Origin of the sequence: Streptomyces sp. KR80 (assembly GCF_052245555.1) — a bacterium.
GTDB lineage: Bacteria > Actinomycetota > Actinomycetes > Streptomycetales > Streptomycetaceae > Streptomyces.
Genome location: NZ_JBQQCD010000029.1, coordinates 18,229 through 34,250, shown reverse-complemented (window position 1 = coordinate 34,250; position 16,022 = coordinate 18,229). Strand labels below are relative to the sequence as shown.

The 16,022-nt window shown below is 71.5% G+C and carries 14 protein-coding genes and 2 pseudogenes; 7 read left to right on the top strand and 9 right to left on the bottom strand.

Annotation, left to right across the window (positions count from 1 at the left end):
• The first annotated feature begins 115 nt into the window (after positions 1-115).
• A complete protein-coding gene (locus tag ACTWQI_RS27725; RefSeq protein ID WP_443274522.1) occupies positions 116-1,417 on the top strand; it encodes an exo-beta-N-acetylmuramidase NamZ family protein in 1,302 nt (433 codons plus the stop codon).
• Positions 1,418-1,612: 195 nt separating this feature from the next.
• Here the strand turns inward: ACTWQI_RS27725 and ACTWQI_RS27720 are convergent, their stop codons facing one another.
• Complete coding sequence (locus tag ACTWQI_RS27720; RefSeq protein WP_443274520.1) at positions 1,613-4,447, bottom strand: penicillin acylase family protein; 2,835 nt, start codon at positions 4,445-4,447, stop codon at positions 1,613-1,615.
• A 209-nt stretch (positions 4,448-4,656) separates the two neighbouring features.
• Between ACTWQI_RS27720 and ACTWQI_RS27715 the strand changes: the two genes are divergently transcribed.
• On the top strand, positions 4,657-5,265 hold the full coding sequence (locus tag ACTWQI_RS27715; protein ID WP_443274518.1) for a hypothetical protein: 609 nt from the start codon (positions 4,657-4,659) through the stop codon (positions 5,263-5,265).
• A 134-nt stretch (positions 5,266-5,399) separates the two neighbouring features.
• Positions 5,400-6,845 carry an amidase gene (locus ACTWQI_RS27710; protein WP_443274516.1) on the top strand — a complete coding sequence of 482 codons (1,446 nt, stop codon included), beginning with the start codon at positions 5,400-5,402 and terminating at the stop codon, positions 6,843-6,845.
• 61 nt (positions 6,846-6,906) lie between these two features.
• Here ACTWQI_RS27710 and soxR read toward each other — a convergent pair whose 3' ends face one another.
• Complete coding sequence (gene soxR, locus ACTWQI_RS27705) at positions 6,907-7,368, bottom strand: redox-sensitive transcriptional activator SoxR (protein WP_443274514.1); 462 nt, start codon at positions 7,366-7,368, stop codon at positions 6,907-6,909.
• A gap of 103 nt (positions 7,369-7,471) precedes the next feature.
• On the opposite strand from soxR, the gene ACTWQI_RS27700 reads away from it, so the two are divergent.
• Positions 7,472-7,933 (top strand): MaoC family dehydratase, encoded by a 462-nt coding sequence (locus ACTWQI_RS27700; protein WP_443274512.1) that lies wholly within the window; start codon positions 7,472-7,474, stop codon positions 7,931-7,933.
• Between the two features lie 17 nt (positions 7,934-7,950).
• Here ACTWQI_RS27700 and ACTWQI_RS27695 read toward each other — a convergent pair.
• Both ACTWQI_RS27695 and ACTWQI_RS27690 read right to left on the bottom strand, forming a co-directional pair.
• A pseudogene (locus ACTWQI_RS27695) lies at positions 7,951-8,192 on the bottom strand (IS982 family transposase); the annotation flags it as partial.
• Positions 8,186-8,941 (bottom strand): IclR family transcriptional regulator, encoded by a 756-nt coding sequence (locus tag ACTWQI_RS27690; protein ID WP_443274510.1) that lies wholly within the window; start codon positions 8,939-8,941, stop codon positions 8,186-8,188. The pseudogene ACTWQI_RS27695 and the gene ACTWQI_RS27690, both read right to left, overlap by 7 nt.
• A 78-nt stretch (positions 8,942-9,019) precedes the next feature.
• Here ACTWQI_RS27690 and asnB point away from each other — a divergent pair, with 78 nt between their 5' ends.
• Together asnB and ACTWQI_RS27680 are read left to right on the top strand one after the other, a co-directional pair.
• A complete protein-coding gene (asnB, locus tag ACTWQI_RS27685; protein ID WP_443274508.1) occupies positions 9,020-10,564 on the top strand; it encodes an asparagine synthase (glutamine-hydrolyzing) in 1,545 nt (514 codons plus the stop codon).
• A 30-nt stretch (positions 10,565-10,594) separates the two neighbouring features.
• Positions 10,595-10,716: pseudogene (locus tag ACTWQI_RS27680) on the top strand (IS982 family transposase); the annotation flags it as partial.
• On the opposite strand, the gene ACTWQI_RS27675 reads toward ACTWQI_RS27680, so the two are convergent.
• Positions 10,703-11,323, bottom strand: a complete 621-nt coding sequence (locus ACTWQI_RS27675) for a TetR/AcrR family transcriptional regulator (RefSeq protein ID WP_443274554.1) — start codon at positions 11,321-11,323, stop codon at positions 10,703-10,705. The pseudogene ACTWQI_RS27680 and the gene ACTWQI_RS27675 sit on opposite strands and share 14 nt — an antisense overlap.
• A gap of 157 nt (positions 11,324-11,480) precedes the next feature.
• Between ACTWQI_RS27675 and ACTWQI_RS27670 the strand changes: the two genes are divergently transcribed.
• A complete protein-coding gene (locus ACTWQI_RS27670) occupies positions 11,481-12,128 on the top strand; it encodes a TetR/AcrR family transcriptional regulator (protein ID WP_443274506.1) in 648 nt (215 codons plus the stop codon).
• 3 nt (positions 12,129-12,131) lie between these two features.
• On the opposite strand, the gene ACTWQI_RS27665 is transcribed toward ACTWQI_RS27670, so the two are convergent.
• The 4 genes from ACTWQI_RS27665 to ACTWQI_RS27650 form a co-directional block, all read right to left on the bottom strand.
• Positions 12,132-12,728, bottom strand: a complete 597-nt coding sequence (locus ACTWQI_RS27665) for a S41 family peptidase (RefSeq protein ID WP_443274504.1) — start codon at positions 12,726-12,728, stop codon at positions 12,132-12,134.
• Positions 12,725-13,165, bottom strand: a complete 441-nt coding sequence (locus tag ACTWQI_RS27660) for a hypothetical protein (protein ID WP_443274502.1) — start codon at positions 13,163-13,165, stop codon at positions 12,725-12,727. Before ACTWQI_RS27660 ends, ACTWQI_RS27665 begins: the two co-directional genes overlap by 4 nt.
• A gap of 124 nt (positions 13,166-13,289) precedes the next feature.
• The gene (locus tag ACTWQI_RS27655) at positions 13,290-14,369 is read right to left on the bottom strand and encodes a Zn-dependent alcohol dehydrogenase (protein ID WP_443274500.1); all 1,080 of its coding nucleotides are present in this window, start codon (positions 14,367-14,369) and stop codon (positions 13,290-13,292) included.
• A gap of 68 nt (positions 14,370-14,437) precedes the next feature.
• Positions 14,438-15,856: an aldehyde dehydrogenase family protein gene (locus tag ACTWQI_RS27650; RefSeq protein ID WP_443274498.1), complete on the bottom strand. Its 1,419-nt coding sequence runs from the start codon at positions 15,854-15,856 to the stop codon at positions 14,438-14,440.
• Positions 15,857-16,022 lie beyond the last annotated feature (166 nt).

Genomic DNA, 16,022 nt, shown 5'->3' with positions numbered 1-16,022 from the left:
TTCGACTCGATTGGCGGCAGACTAACCGGTCGGTATGTCGTACGGGAAGGGGCACGTACACGTGGCCGGTCGAGGTCGTTCCCCAGGGCGGCCGGGGGCGCTAGCGTCCACGGACATGCCGACTTCTGATGCATCGCATCTCTCCAGACGGAGCCTGCTGGCCGCCACCGGCGCCGTGGGGACGGTCGCGGCGGGAGCCGCACCCGCCGCCGCGACCGGACGACGTACTGAGGAGGCAGCCGGGACACCCGGCCGGCGCCGGGTCCGTACGGGCTTCGAGCGGCTGGCCGCATCCGGCTACCGACCGCTGGACGGGCAGCGCGTGGGGGTGGTGACCAACCCGACGGGCGTGACCCCGGACGTCCGGCACATCGTGGACGTCATGCATGCCGACGACCGGGTGAACATCACCGCCGTCTTCGGCCCCGAGCACGGCTTCCGGGGGACCTCCCAGGCGGGCGGCTCCGAGGGCCGGTACGACGACCCGGCGACCGGCCTGCCGGTCTTCGACACGTACCTGAAGAGCGGCAAAGAGCTCGCGGACATCTTCACCAAGTCCCGCGTCGACACCGTCGTCTTCGACATCCAGGACGTGGGCGCGCGCTTCTACACCTACATCTGGACGCTCTACGACTGCATGGTCGCGGCGGTCCTGGCGGGCAAGCGGTTCGTGGTACTCGACCGGCCGAACCCGATCACCGGGCGCAACGCCTTCGGCCCCGTGCTGGACAAGGCGTACGCGAGCTTCGTGGGGCGGGAGCCGATCGCGCAGGCGCACGGCATGACGGTGGCCGAGCTGGCACTGCTGTTCAACGACGTGTTCCTGCCCGAGGCGGCGGGCCGGGCCGTCGAGCTGCAGACGGTGATGATGTCCGGCTGGCGGCGCGGGGACTTCTACGACCGGACCGGGCTGCCCTGGGTGCCGCCGAGCCCCAACATGCCGACCCCGGAGACCGCTCTCGTCTATGCCGGTACGTGCCTGTTCGAGGGCACGAACCTCTCCGAGGGGCGCGGCACCACACGGCCGTTCGAGCTGCTGGGCGCGGAGGGCATCGACCGCCGGTGGGCGCAGGCGGTGAACGCCCTCGACCTGCCCGGGGTCAGCTTCCGGGAGGCGTACTTCGCGCCGGTCTTCTCCAAGTTCCAGGGCAAGACCGTCGGGGGCGTCCAACTGCACGTCCACGACCGGGAGGCGTACGACCCGGTGCGCACCGGCATCGGCCTGCTCGTCACCGCGAAGCGGGTGTGGAGCGGCTTCGCATGGCGCCCGGACCGCTGGATCGACAAGCTGACCGGGTCGGCGACGGTCCGCACCATGATCGACGCGGGCGCCGGGACGGACGAGGTGGTCGAGGCCTGGCAGGACCGGCTGGCCGACTTCCGCGCCGTCCGCAGGATGTTTCTCCACTACCGCTGAGCACCGCCCGCGCCGCTGCTCGCCGCGTCCTCGCGGAGCCGGGCGGGCGGCAACTCACCGTGCCCCGGCCCGGATCTCGCCGGGCGCGCCGCCCCGCCCAGGGCCCCTTGCCGGTCAACTCCCAGCGGAGAGTGCCGTCGCTGCCATTGACGCCCCGTCATGGAATTGACCCGGCAGCGGGCGGCACGCCCGCTGTCACCGGTGCCGGGGGAACTCCACGACCTGCTGGTAGGTCGGCCGGTTCTGCCAGTGGATGAGGTCGTGGGTGAGCCCGCCGACCGGCCGGTGGACGATCGCGTCGGCACACCACTGATCGCCCGCCTTGCAGTCGGAGTCGCCCGGATAGACCTCGGTGGCGGACTTGTCCACGGCTCGCTTCAGGCTCGCGAGCAAGGTGTCACGGCAGGCCGTCCGCTCGCCGTTCCCGCAGTACGCCTTGGCCGGCCACCCCTTCACCGGCTCGCCCAGCACCCGACGCAGGTCTTTGTCGACATAGCTCCACCAGCCGAACAGGAACGACGAACCCGCATGCGAGCCGGTCGAGCCGTGGCCCGACGAGGGCGACTCGTCGATCCCGAGATTCGTGCGGAGGGCGTCGTAGAGTCCGCGTCCCAGCCCTGGTTCGAACTCCGCCTCGACGAGAAGGGGCCACCAGGCGTCCATGATGCGTACGGCGTCGGAGTGGGCGTAGGTGTGCGAGCCGGGGGCGGTTTCGCGTCGCTGCGCGCCCGCCGCCAGCCAGGCCTCCAACTGCTGGACGGCCTTGCTGAGCTGGGGGTCGGTGACCGGCGCGCCGCGTACCACCTGCAACAGCTCCGGCAGCACGTCCTCACCGCGCAGATCCGTGACGCCCGCCTCGGCCATCGCGCGGGTGAGCGAGGCCCGGGTCACCCCGCCCTTCCGGACGAGCTTCGCCACCCGGTCGTCCAGCAGGTCGCCGCGGTGCACGGATCCGTTGCCGAAGCCCGCGGCGGAGTAGTCCCGTGCCTGCTTGTTGTTCCAGGAGATGTAGTAGTCCTGGTCGACGGACTGCGGGTGCTGGGCCGGTGGCGTGTAGGCGGCGGTGTTGGCCGACGGGTCGAAGTCCCGCCACTCGTACGCCTTCTCGGCCCGGATGGGCAGCGCCGGGTCGACGGCCGCGGCCCGTACGGGGTTGAGTCCGCTGTTGTAGTACGCGGTCTGCCGGGAGTCGGCGTAGAACCAGTTGAAGGCGTAGTCGATGTGCTGGGCGGCGCGCTGGAAGGAGGCCGCGTCGCGGACATGGCCGGGGTCGTTGAGCATCTGGAAGCCGATGATGGAGTCGGCCTCGTGGCGGTAGGTGGAACGCAGCGAGGTGTAGGCCACGGGCTCACCACGGACGGTGGCGCGGTGCGTCACGATGCCGTACGCCGTGCGGTACACCTGCATCCGGTACGAGCCCGGGGCCGTGGAGTCGGCGACCGACGGCTTCCACGCGTTACGCCGCTCCAGCTTCTCCATGGGCACGCAGGCACCGTGGTGCCGGTAGTGGGTGGATTCCCTGGTCGGCCGGGACCCGTCTGTCTCGCACAGCTCGAGAGCGTAGGTGTCGGTGATGTCCTGGCCGGCGGAGGTCGCGCTCCAGGCGTAGTCCTGGCCCCGGCCCAGTTGGACGTACATGCCGAGGCCGGCGAAGGTCGCGCCGCGGGCGCTGATGCCGGGGCCCTGGAGCTCCTGGAGCATCAGCAGCTGTGGGGCGACGTAGCCGGTCTGCGGCCCGAAGACGGCGATCGGGTTTCCGCTCGCCGTGTGGTCGCCGGAGACCACGAGGGCGTTGGACATGCCGTGCTTGGTGCTGAACAGGTTCCCGGGCAGCACCCCGTCGTCGTGCAGGCCTTGGAGCGGCTTCAGTCTCCGCGGAGCCTTCACCGGTGCCTTGTGCGGCTCGGCGGCGGATCCAGTGCGGTCGTAGACCAGTTGCTCGGGCTTGACGGAACCCGGGTCGGGAAGCGCCGTGCCCTCGGCGTGCCGGGGCTTGCCCGCGTACGGGAACCGGCTGCCGTCGTGCACGGTCAGCACGGCCTCGGGGTCGTTGCGCTGCCGGAAGGACTCCCACACCGATGTGCCCTTGGCGGCGCCGTACTTGCTCTGTGCGGCGAGCAACGACAGCGCCGACTGCACTTCACCGCCACCGCCGTTGCCGAAGAGGGCGCCGACCACCGAGGCCAGGGCGATCAGATCGGTGACCTTGAACGGCTCGATCTCGCCGACGTTGGTGATGGCGTCGATGTGGCCGGTGAGCACGTACTCGCCCGGGAAGTACCGGCCGTCCTTCGCGTCCTTGCGGTAGGCGTTGAGGCCGTCGACGTAAGCCTGGGTGTCGGCCATGGCCTGCTTGCCGCGCTCACCGCCGGTGGCGATGATCCGGTCGATCTGCGCCTGAAGGTCCTTCTCGGTGTACGGGGCCTGCGGCCAGAACCCCTGCTCAAGTCCCTGGTTGCTGCGCGCACCGCCCGCGAAGGGGGTCAACTCACCGCGACCGATGTGCCGGAACAAGTCGATCAGCCAGAGGCGGTCCTGGCCTGCCGCGTACCCCGCGCCGAACTCGGTCCCCTCGCGGGTGGTGCCCTGGATGTGCGGAACGCCGGTCTTCTTGTCGCGGGTGATCGTCACGTCGGGGCGGGGCCGGATGACGGAGCCGACCTGGTCCTTCGGCACCCCGAAGGAGGAGTCGTTGAAGAATTCGGCCAGTTTGTCGTCGGTGAGCGAGGACTGGCCGGCGACCAGGTCGTTGTAGCGGCCGAGTTGGTCGGAGCTGTGCGCGGGCCGGGTACCGAAGACCCGGTGGGCAAGGATCTCGGCGAGGGTGGCGTTGCCGTTCTGACCGGGTGGCAGGATGTCGGCGCACTGGCCCTGACAGTGATCGACGACGGATGAGCCCTGCTCGGCGGCCGCGGGCCGCGGCAGCGGGGACACGAGCCCGGCGCTGAGCGCCAGGACGGCGACGACGACCGGCACGCTGCGGGAGCGTAGCGATCTGCGGACGGTGGGGCGGTGGCTGCGCCGACGCATACCTTGCTCCTCCTGATTCCTCCCAGTGGCAGTGCGGAGGTTACCGGCGGTATGCCACGGCGGGAAGGTGAGCGGATGTCACCTTTTCCGAATCGCCCCATCTCAGCGGAGGCGCACATCGCTCGATGAAGCGTTCGATTGGATCCGATCTGCTGCGCCGTTCGTCCCACCCTCATCGCCAAACGTGCGAATGACGGAGGTGGCAAGGGATGGCCGGATTCAGAAGTCTCGCCGAGCATGTGCGCGACCCCCTGATCGTGACCCGCCGAAGGCGTACCGCCCTGCGCAAGTGCCTGGAGAAATTTGCGCCTTACGGTCACCGGGCGACCTGGCACCATCTGTGCACCCGGGTCGGCATCGGCACGGAGGACCGGCAGCCCGACCCCGAGCGGCTCGTCGCCGCGCTGGCCGAACTGGAGGAGGCGCGGACCATATGGCTCGCGTACGAAGAGCAGTTCGCGGCGCGGCGGAAGCGGGAGAAGCACGACGGCCTGCGCCAGCCCGGCGCCCTCGACGGCTGGCACCGCCGCACGTGGGGCGGCTGCGGGGTCCTCTGGTGCGACGACCCGCTGCTCCACCCGTCCGCTCCGCTGCCGGACGTGCTGCGCAGGCTCATCACTGCACTGGATGCGGCGCCGGGCGCGATCTGCCCGGTCTGCGCCGGCGACCGCATCGTCTGGCGCCACGGCCTGGACCACCATCCGGACTGCGGGCCGGTCTGCACGGGGTGCGGCATCGTCGTGCCCGAGCCCGTACTGGCCCCGCGTGCCCTGGCGGAGGCGAAGAGATCCGCCGGCGAGGCGCTGGTCCGGGCGTAGCCGAAGCGGTCCTGGGCGCCGGGCCTGCACAGCGCCGCCACTGACTCTCACGGCAGGGGCACGCTGGATCGGATCTGGTCACTACCGGCCAGTAGTGCGAGGATCTGACCCACTCGCCGAGAGGACGGATGGGCATGGCCGAGCTGCACGATCTGACAGCGCTGGAGCAGGGAAAGGCAGTCCGGGAGGGGACGCTCTCGCCGGTGGAGATCACCGAGCACTACCTGGAACGCATCGATCGGCTGGACGCGGGCCTGGGCGCCTTCATCACGCCCGCCGCCGAACTGGCCCGTAAGCAGGCCTCCGACGCCGAGAGCCAGGCGCTGTCGGCCCGACGGGACGGCAGCGAGCTGTCCCCGCTGCACGGGGTGCCGGTACCGGTGAAGGACCTCAACCTCGTGGCGGGCGTGCGCTGCACCTTCGGCTCCCAGGCCTTCGTGGACCACATCCCGGACGTCGACGACCATGTCGTCACCAAACTGCGCGCGGCCGGCACGGTGATGCTCGGCAAGACCAACACCCCCGAGTTCGGCCTGCCCTGCTACACCGAGAACCGGGTCGCGCCCCCGGCCCGCACCCCCTGGGACCTCGACCGGTCGGCGGGCGGGTCGAGCGGCGGCGCGGCTGCCGCGGTGGCGGGCGGGCTCGCACCGCTCGCGCACGGCAGCGACGGCGGCGGCTCGATCCGCATCCCCTCCTCGGTCTGCGGGTTGTACGGGATCAAGCCGAGCCGGGGACGGGTCAGCGGAGGCCCGGTGCAGCACGACATCAGCGGGCTGAGCACCTCCGGTCCCATCGCCCGTACGGTCGCGGATGCCGCCGCGCTGCTCGACGTGCTGTCCGGGACCATGCCCGGCGACCCGTACGGGGCCCCGGCCCTGCCGCCCGGCGAGTCCTTCCTCGACCACGCCCGACGGCACCCGGCCGAGCGGCTGCGGGTGGTCTCGCTGCTCACCCCACCGGTGCCGGGCGTCGAGTTGCATCCGGACTGCCGGGCGGCAGCGGACGACGCCACGTCGCTGCTACGTGAACTCGGCCACCACGTGGACGAGGTGGACTTGCCGGTGGACGACTCGGTGCGGCGCGCGTTCACGGCGGTCTGGGATGTGATGGCGTTGACCCGCCCGCTGCCGCCGGGGTCCGACGAGCTGCTGGAGCCGCTCACCCGGCATCTGCGCGAGTGCGGCACCCGCGTGTCCGGCCGGGAGTTCGCCGATGCGCTGTACGCGTTCCGGATGCTCGGCCAGCTGGTCGAGGACGCGCTGCTGACCCGCGGGACCGGGTACGACGTGATCCTCACGCCCACCCTGGCGCAGCCACCGGCGCTGGTGGGCGAGTTGCGCAATGACGCCGACCCGGCGGCGGAGTTCGCGGCGATGGCCGCCTTCACACCCTTCACACCGCTGTACAACGCCACCGGTCAGCCCGCGGTGAGCCTGCCGCTGCACTGGTCGGCGGAGGGCCTCCCGATCGGCGTCATGCTCGGCGGCCGGTACGGCGAGGAGACGACGCTGATCTCCCTCTCCGCCGAACTGGAGGAGGCCCGCCCGTGGACGGGGCGGCGTCCGTCGGTCTGGTGAGGCCTGCCGTGCGGTGAATCCGGCGTGGCCACTGCCGCGCCGGGCGGCGTGCCGGGGCGGCTCAGCGCTTGCGCTCGACCAGGAGGCGCGAGCCGCTCCCCCGTTCGCCGATCACGTCGTCCGGGTTGGACAGCACGCAGTTGTCCAGCGAGAGGCAGCCGCAGCCGATGCAGTCCGTGAGGTGGTCGCGCAGCCTGCCCAGCTGCTCGATGCGCTGGTCCAGCTCCGCGCGCCACACCGCGGAGAGCCTGGCCCAGTCCTCGCGGTTGGGGGTTCGCTCATCGGGCAGCTCGGCCAGCGCGTCCCGGATGGTGGCGAGGGGGATGCCGACGCGCTGCGCGGCACGGACGAACGCCACCCGGCGCAGCGCGTCACGGCTGTAGCGACGCTGATTGCCCGACGTGCGGCGGCTACTGATCAGCCCCTTGGACTCGTAGAAGTGCAGCGCGGAGACCGCTGCGCCGCTGCGGGCGGACAGCTGCCCGACGGTGAGTTCGTGAACAGTGGTGGGAATCTGGGGCACGGAGCCCAACCCTACGACCGTTGACAGACGAGCGTCGTGGAACCATGCTGAGCAACTGCTTAGTACGTAGGGACGGACGGGACGCCCGGTGGAGGTAGGGGACATGGCAGAACCTCGGGTCTTCGGATCGCTCGACGAACTGCGGTCGGCGGTCGGCGAGCAGTTGGGCACGAGCGACTGGCTGGAGATCGACCAGAAGCGGGTCGATCTCTTCGCGGACGCGACCGGTGACTACCAGTGGATCCATGTCGATCCGGAGAAGGCCGCGGCCGGACCGTTCGGGACAACCATCGCCCACGGCTATCTCACGCTGTCGCTGCTTCCGGCGCTCGTGCCCCAGCTGCTGCGGGTCGAGGGCGTACGGATGGGCATCAACTACGGCTCCAACAAGGTCCGCTTCCCCGCACCGGTGCCGGTGGGCTCGCGGGTGCGGGCGACGGCGCGGATCGCCGATGTGAGCGAGGTCGAGGGCGGAGTCCAGCTGACGACGGCCGTGACGGTCGAGCGTGAGGGCGGCGACAAGCCGGTCTGCGTCGCGGAGACCGTGAGCCGGTTCTATCTCTAGATGAATGAGTCCGAGGACACTGGCATGCCCTCGGCAGTGGTCAGCAGGTACAGCCGAAAGCCCCAGAAGAACCGGGAGTGGCTGCGGCAGTAGCCATAGTCGGCATGCCCGGCCAGGGCGGACGCTTGACCGTCCTGCGGGAGGCAGGGCACGGCCGCGGGATGGAGTCGATCAGCCGCAGGCCGTCGTGCCAGGCCGGCACCTGCCTGGCCAGTGCCTCGATCACCGTCGAGATCAGCGGCCCGGCTGCGTTCAGGCGTACCCCAGCATCCCCGAGAGCCGCTTGCCCGCCGCCACCACCGCGTCGATCACGGGCGGCAGCGCCTCGGGCGGCAGCCGGACGGTGGGCGCCGAGATGTTGACGGCGGCCACGGGCGACCCGCGGAAGTCCAGCACCGGCGCCGCCACCGCGGTCAGGCCGGGCTCGTGCTCCTCGGCGCACACCACGTAACCGGCCCGGCGCTCCTCGTGAAGACGCTCCAGCAGGGCGGGAACGGTCCGGGGCGCGCGCTCGCTGCCGGGCAGGGTTTCTCCCGCAGTCGCGAGCAGCGCGGCCACCTCGTCGTCCGAGAGGCCCATCAGCAGGGCGCGCCCGGAGGAGGTGCAGTTGAGCGGGGACGTCTGGCCGACGCGCTCGTGGACCTGGAGGGTGCGGGCGGGGCGCTCCGACAGCACTGTCACCACGGCGTTCCCGGCCAGCGATGTGAGGTGCGCCGCCTCGCCGAACTGACGGACGAGGGCGCGCAGCACGCCGGGCGCCTCATGCCGCAGCGGGTTGTCCTCGGCGGCCGCGGCGAGGGCGAAGAACTGCCAGCCCAGCCGATACTCCAGCGTCTCCGGGTCGCGCACGGCGAAGCCCTCCTCGGCCAGCACCTTCAGGGTGCGCGAGACCTGCGTCTTCTCCCTGCCGATCGCGTTCGCCACCTCCTGGACGCGCAGCGGCCCCTGACCGAGAGCGCGCAGGACGTTCAGGGCGCGCTGCACGCTGCTGAGTCCGTCGTTGCTCATGGGACCACCTTCCCGCAGGCGTGCGTATAGCGCAACACAAGTTGTCCTATACGCCCTGACCACCTAAGGTCGATGCGCATGTGTGGCATAGCTGCGATTTATCACCAGTCCCCCAAGGACTCCGACCCCCTCCATACATGCGCCGCGGGCCGATTGATGCTGGACGGCATCAGGCACCGCGGCCCTGACGACAGTGACCACTGGTCCATCGGGCGTTCCGCCTGGCTCGGCCATACGCGTCTGTCGATCGTCGACCTCGACGGCGGACGCCAGCCCCTCAGCGCCCCCGACACCCCCGGCGACTGGGCGCTCGTCTGCAACGGCGAGATCTACAACCACGCCGACATCCGCGCCGAACTCGGAGAGGCGTCCTTCACCACCTCGTCCGACAGCGAGTCGGCCCTGGCCCTGCTGAAGCTGCACGGCCCGTCCGCTCTGGACCGCCTCCACGGCATGTGGGCGCTGTGCGCCGCCACCCCCGACGGCCGCTTCGTCGCCGCCCGCGACCGGATCGGCATCAAGCCCCTGTACTGGGCGCGCCAGGACGGCTGCATCTGGTTCGCGTCCGAGCTGCGCGCCTTCCCGCGTGAGGTCCAGCCCGCGGTCGAGGCGTTCCCGCCCGGCTGCTACTGGACGCCGGAGACCGGCATCGTCCGGTTCGCCGAGCCTGTCACGCGTCCTGCCGAATCCGCCGAGAGCTGGCAGGATCTGGTCCCCGAGATCGCCGAGAAGGCCACCCACGAGGTTCTCGTGGACTCCGTGCGCCGGCATCTCATGGCGGACGTCGAGGTCGGCGTCTTCCTCTCCGGCGGGCTCGACTCCAGCGTCGTGGCCGCCATCGCCGCCCGCGAGTACGCCAAGGCCGGCAAGCGGCTCAAGACGTTCGCCGTGGGCACCGAGGACTCGCCCGATCTGCTCGCGGCCCGCGAGGCGGCGGCGTTCCTCGGGACCGAGCACCACGAGGCCGTCTTCGATGCGGAGCAGGCAACGGCCGTATTGGACAAGGTGGTCGCGTCCGTCGAGTCGTTCGACGCCAGCCTCATCCGCAGCGCGGTGCCCAACTGGTTCCTCTCGGAGCTGGCCTCCCGGCACGTCAAGGCCGTCCTGACCGGTGAGGGCGCGGACGAGCTGTTCGCCGGCTACGACTACTACCACAGCGCGCACGCCGACCCCGCCGAACTGGACGCCGAGCTGGCGCGCACCATCGGCGACCTCCACGGGCTGAACCTCCAGCGCTGCGACCGCGTCACGATGGCGCACGGCCTCGAGGCGCGGGTGCCGTTCCTGGACGCGCAGGTCATCGCGCACGCCATGTCGCTGCCGCCCGAGCTGAAGGGACTTGAGCCCGACGGCATGGAGAAGGGCCACCTGCGCCGGGCGTTCGTGGGCTGGCTCCCTGAGCATCTGCTGTGGCGCCGCAAGGAGCAGTTCGGCACGGGCAGCGGTGCGCAGGACGTGCTGACCCCGCGGCTGGACGAGCAGGTGAGCGAGGCCGAACTCCGCGCGGAGGCACCGGAGGTGGAACTGCGGACGGCCGAGGAGCTGGCCTACTACCGGGCGTTCCGGCGAGCGCTGCCGGACGTGCGCCCGGAGGCGGTGCTGACGCGGTTCGCCACGGCGTGACGGGAACGTGAGGATTCTCCTGCCGAACTGGCCCTGGCCAGGCAGGTGCCGGCCTGGGGGACGACGGCCCGCGGCTGATCGACTCCACCTCGCTGCCGTGCGCTGCCTCCCGCGGGACGGTAGCCGCGTCGGGCCTGACTAACCCTGCCGGACGGCACCGACCATGCGGAGGACGAGGTCGGCATACAGATCCCCGACCTCGTCGGGCGTACGCCGGCCCTCGGCCTTGAACCAGCGCGCCACGTCGATGCAGAGCGACAGCACGGCGAGCGTCGTGCCGGGCACGTCGGGGACGTCGAAGTCGCCCGCCGCGACACCGTCCTGGATGATCGACCGCATCGCGCCGTCGACTTCGCGGCGCAGAGCGCGGATCTCCGCGTAGTGCTCCGGGCCGAGCGCACCCAGCTCGTACTGGACCACCCGGGCGGTGGTGTGGTGCTGGGCGTGCCACCGGACGAAGGAGCGCACGGCGGCGGCGAGCCGTTCGGCCGGGCCCCCTTCCCCGGCCGCGGCCTCCCGCAGAGTCGCGAGCGAGAGCTGGTGGCCCACGCTGCTGATCTGGAAGAGCAGCTCTTCCTTCGTCCGGTAGTGGATGTAGAGCGCGGCCGGGCTCATGCCGGCGCGACCGGCGATGTCGCGGGTGGTGGTCGCGTGGTAGCCGCGCTCGGCGAAGGCCTGGACCGCGGCGATCACCAGCCGTCTGGCGGCGTCGGGAGTGACGCCGGCCCACTGCTCGGTCTGCTCCACCTCGGTGCTCATCGCACGCACGCCCCGTTCTCCCGGACCTCACCCTGCCCCCGCGGACTCTCCCCGGACAGGACGACCACCATACATCGAAACTGAGCAAGCGCTTAGGAACTGCCCGGCACAGGCCATGGGCCTAGCACTGCTAGTTTTCGGCTGGACGGCCCCTACCATGTGCCGCATGGCGCGCCCCCGCAAGCCCCTGCTCAGCCGTGATCGCATCGTCGCGGCAGCCCTCGCCCTGATCGACCACGAAGGGCTGGACGCGGTGTCGACACGTCGGCTCGCGGCCGAACTCGGGGTGAGCGGGCCGTCGCTCTACAACCACTTCAAGGTCAAGGACGAGATCCTGGATGCGGTCGCGGACACCGTCGTCGGCGAGGTGGATCTGTCGGTGTTCGACGGCGACGCGGACTGGCGGACGGCACTGATGGAGTGGAGCCGTTCGTACCGTGCAGCGCTCGCAGCACACCCCAACATCGTGCCGTTCCTCGCCCGGGGTCCGGGACGCCGGGCGGCCGGGCTGAGCATGGCGAACGCCGTCTTCGGCGCCCTGGTGGACGCGGGCTGGCCACCCGCCCAGGCGACCCGTATCGGCGCGCTGATGCGCTACTTCGTCGCGGGCTCGGCACTCGGCTCGTTCGCCCGCGGCTTCGTGGACGACGCCGACGCATACGACCCCGCGGACTACCCCCGTCTCGGCCAGGCCCACCTGCTGGCCGAACACCAGCAGCGGGTCGACGAGGGCGCCTTCGAGACCGGCCTCACGGCCCTGCTGGACGGTCTGGCCCTGCAGTACGAGCAGCTGCCTTCGGCCTGAGCCTCAGCGTCGGGCTGGGGGTACCTCCCGGCGGTAGCTGGGGGAGGCGGACGCGGCAAGTGCCGCACGGGCCTCGTCGGCGACGGCTGCCGGCACGTCCCGCGCGAGGACGCTGTGGAGCGCCGCCTCGTACGCCGCGTCCAACGCTTCGGCCGCCGCAGTCGGCACGTCGGGGGTGACGCCGACCCCCTCCCAGTTGGTGCCCGAGACCGGGTTGACGGCACGGACGCCGGGGACGAAGAGCCGCAGGTGATCGGTCAGCCGGTACCAGCTGCCGGCGTTCGCGCCGCCGCGGGTGCGCTCGCCGACGACCACCGCGCGGCCGCGTTGCTGGAGGTTGTACGTGAACTCCTCCGCAGCGGAGAACGTGTCCCCCGACGTGAGGACCCAGACCGGCTGCGCGCCGCCGAAGCGGGGACCCGGGGCCCAGGACACCGTCCAGAACTGGTGCTGCCTGCCCGCCGACCGGTTCTCCAGGGTGTTCAGGTGCACGGGCTCGTCGAAGAGGTAGCTGCTCAGGAGCGTGACCATCTCTGGGTTGCCCCCGGTGTTGCGGCGCAGGTCGACGATCAGCGCCTCGGCGCGGGCGAGCAGGGTCATGGCCGCGATGGCCAGTTCACCCGCCTCGTCGGGGCGTAGAAGTTCCGCAGGTCCAGCAGGCCCACATTGCCCGGCAGCCGCTCGACGCGCGAGAAGCCGCCGTTGTTGGCCCGGGTGTCGAGCGGCGAGCGGAGCGCCTTGGGCAGGCGGCCCGCTTCCGGACCGGTGTCCGTCTCGGCCGCGGGCAGCCGCTCCGCACAGTGTTCGAGGCGCAGATGCTTGTCGCCGGTGGCCGCCTGCAGCACGGCGGTTATGGCGGTGGCGAACGCCTGGCCCTCGACCGCCTCTTCGCCCGCCCGAGAGCCGCCCGCCCAGCGCTCCCGCAGGGCCTTGACCGCGAGCTCGGCGGCCTCCGGGACGACGTACAGCGTGCGCAGCCGCTCCTCGATCGTCGCGAGGAGCGACGTCAGGCCGACCCTGTGGATGTCGGTGGTCATCGGGTCAAGAGGTATCCCCGATGTGCCGCGGCCGCAAGGGATTTGTCGGCGAACCCCGATCGGATCGCCGGGCGGATCGCCTGACCGACCGCGGCGTGCGCCGCGCACCGGCCGTTCCCGACAACTAGAAGACCACCAGCGTGCGGCCGCCGCGGCCGCTGATCATGGCGTCGAAGGCGGCCGGGATGCCATCCAGGCCGATCCGGTCGGTGACCATGCCCGCCAGATCCAGGCGGCCTGCGCGGATGTGGTCGGCGAGCAGCGGGAGGTCCTTGGCCGGGTCACAGTTGCCGTAGACACACCCGGAGAGCGTGCGGCCGAAGTGGAAGAGTTCCAGGGCGGAAAACGAGACCTGCTGGTCCTTGCCGCCGATCCCGACGACCGTGGTACGGCCGCCGCGGCGGGTGGCGTCCCAGGCGGTGCGGATGGTCTCGGCGCGGCCCACGCACTCGACGGCGACGTCTGTGCCGTGCCCGCCGGTGAGCTTACGGATCCGCTTGGCGGTGTCCGGAGCGGAGAGCAGGAAGTCCGTCGCCCCCGCCGTGCGCGCCAACTCCTCCTTGCCCGCGGAGATGTCGACGGCCACGATCGTGCCCGCCCCCGCGATACGGGCGGCCTGGATCGCGGCCAGTCCCACGCCGCCCACGCCGAAGACCGCGACGGACTCGCCCGCCCGGACCTGGGCGGCGTGGTGGATCGCGCCGTAACCGGTGAGGACGGCGCAGCCGAGCAGCGCCGCGTCGGTGAGCGGCACCCCGTCGGGCAGCAGCAGCACGGCCTGCGCCGACACGACGGTCTCCTCGGCGAAAGCCGCGCTGCCGAGGCCGGGGTACAGCCCACGGCCCTCCGACGTACGGGCGTACAGCTCTGCCGCACCCGTCAAGGCGTTGGCGCACAGCCAGGGCTCACCGAGGCCGCAGTAGTGACAGCTGCCGCACGAGGGTGCCCAGTTGAGGACGACGGGGTCACCCGGGGCGACCCCGGTGACGCCGTCTCCGACGGCGATGACGGTTCCCGCACCTTCGTGACCGAGCACGGCGGGGACCGGCTGGCGCAGCGTGCCGTTGGACAGGGACAGGTCGGAGTGGCAGACGCCGGCGGCGGCGAGCCGCACCCGGACTTGGCCAGGGCCGGGCTGCGGGAGATCGATCTCCTGCAGCTCCAACGGGGCGTTGATCTCCGGTAGTACGGCGGCGCGGACCACGGTTTCTCCTCGGGTGCGGGCGGACTTGGGGTCGGGCCCGGGGCCTCCGGGCGGAGGCGTCTGAAGACTCAGAACTGGAGCGACTTCGTCTGGAGGTACTCCGCCAGGCCGTGCACGCCCAACTCGCGGCCCACGCCCGACTGCTTGTAGCCGCCGAAGGGGGCGAGCGGGTTGAACCGGCCGCCGTTGATGTCGACCTGGCCGGTGTCGAGGCGGCGGGCGAAGGCCACGGCCTCCTCCTCGTCCGCCGACCAGACCGCGCCCGCGAGCCCGTACGCCGTGCTGTTGGCGATCCGCACCGCGTCCTCCTCGTCCTCGTACTTCAGGATCGCGATGACCGGCCCGAAGATCTCCTCCTGCGCGATCGTCATCTCCGGTGCGACGTCCGCGAACACCGTCGGGCGGACGTAGTAGCCGGTCTCGCGGCCCTCAGGCGCGCCCGGGCCGCCCGCGACGATCCGCGCGCCTTCCTCGGCACCCCGCTCGATGTAGCCGCGGACGCGGTCGCGCTGCTTGGCGCTGACGACCGGGCCGAGGCGGCTGGCGGCGTCGTACGGGTCGCCGGGGACGTACTTCGCCGCCGCCTTGCGTGCGAGCTCGACCGCCTCGTCGTACCGGGTGGCGTCCACCAGCATCCGGGTCCATGCGCTGCACGTCTGCCCGGAGTTGGCGAAGACGTTGGCGACGCCGACGTTGACCGCGCGGGCGAGGTCGGCGCTCGGGAGGATGACGTTGGCAGACTTGCCACCCAGTTCGAGGGCTACCCGCTTGACCGCGGCACCGGCCGTGGCGCCGATCCGCTTGCCGACGGCGGTGGAGCCGGTGAAGGAGACCAGGTCCACGTCCTCGTGCTCGACCAGGGCCTGCCCGGCGACCGGGCCGAGCCCGGTGACGAGGTTGAACACACCGGCCGGCACACCCGCCTCGTGCACCGCCTCCGTGAAGAGCTGGGCGACCAGCGGGGTGTCCTCGGCGGGCTTCAACACCACGGTGCAGCCCGCGGCGAGAGCGGGCGCGACCTTGGCGACGACCTGGTGGAGTGGGTAGTTCCAGGGGGTGATCGCGCCGACGACACCGACCGGCTCGTGCAGGACGGTGGAGTTGCCGACCTTCTCCTCGAACGCGTAGGAGGCGGCGAGCTCGGCGTAGCTGCCCGCGACCGCGATCGGCAGGTCGGCGTGCACCTTCTGGGAGAAACCGAGCGGTGAGCCGAGTTCGGCGGTGACCGTCTCGGCGATCTCGTCGCGCCGGGCGGCGAGCGCGTCGCGGAGAGCGGCGATACGGGCGGCACGCTCGGCAGGTGGAGTGGCGGCCCAGGCGGGGAACGCGGCGCGGGCGGCCCGTACGGCGGCGTCCACGTCCTCGGCGGTCCCGGCCGGCACGGTCCCGACGACCTGCTCGTCGGCCGGGTTCACGACCTCGATCGTGCCGGTCCCGGCGGACGGCCGCCAGCCTCCGTCGATGTACATCCCGTCATGGGCCTTCATCGCGTCCTCCCGCGCCAGCTGGTTCCGCGTACGTGATCGGGTCTGCAGTGTCCCAAACTAGCGGCGGTAGTTTTCCGCCGCCAGGGCCACTCGGCCCGGCACGCGTACCCGCGCTCGAGCGCGCACACCCTCGACGCGGGCCGCGGGGGATGGCTGGATGGGACGA

Coding starts and splice junctions, on each gene's coding strand:
- ACTWQI_RS27650 (WP_443274498.1), bottom strand. CDS start 15,856: ATGAAGGCCCATGACGGGATGTACATCGACGGAGGCTGGCGGCCGTCC.
- ACTWQI_RS27700 (WP_443274512.1), top strand. CDS start 7,472: ATGGCAGAACCTCGGGTCTTCGGATCGCTCGACGAACTGCGGTCGGCG.
- ACTWQI_RS27675 (WP_443274554.1), bottom strand. CDS start 11,323: ATGAGCACCGAGGTGGAGCAGACCGAGCAGTGGGCCGGCGTCACTCCC.
- ACTWQI_RS27715 (WP_443274518.1), top strand. CDS start 4,657: ATGGCCGGATTCAGAAGTCTCGCCGAGCATGTGCGCGACCCCCTGATC.
- ACTWQI_RS27725 (WP_443274522.1), top strand. CDS start 116: ATGCCGACTTCTGATGCATCGCATCTCTCCAGACGGAGCCTGCTGGCC.
- ACTWQI_RS27670 (WP_443274506.1), top strand. CDS start 11,481: ATGTGCCGCATGGCGCGCCCCCGCAAGCCCCTGCTCAGCCGTGATCGC.
- ACTWQI_RS27660 (WP_443274502.1), bottom strand. CDS start 13,165: ATGACCACCGACATCCACAGGGTCGGCCTGACGTCGCTCCTCGCGACG.
- ACTWQI_RS27710 (WP_443274516.1), top strand. CDS start 5,400: ATGGCCGAGCTGCACGATCTGACAGCGCTGGAGCAGGGAAAGGCAGTC.
- ACTWQI_RS27720 (WP_443274520.1), bottom strand. CDS start 4,447: ATGCGTCGGCGCAGCCACCGCCCCACCGTCCGCAGATCGCTACGCTCC.
- asnB (WP_443274508.1), top strand. CDS start 9,020: ATGTGTGGCATAGCTGCGATTTATCACCAGTCCCCCAAGGACTCCGAC.
- ACTWQI_RS27665 (WP_443274504.1), bottom strand. CDS start 12,728: ATGACCCTGCTCGCCCGCGCCGAGGCGCTGATCGTCGACCTGCGCCGC.
- ACTWQI_RS27690 (WP_443274510.1), bottom strand. CDS start 8,941: ATGAGCAACGACGGACTCAGCAGCGTGCAGCGCGCCCTGAACGTCCTG.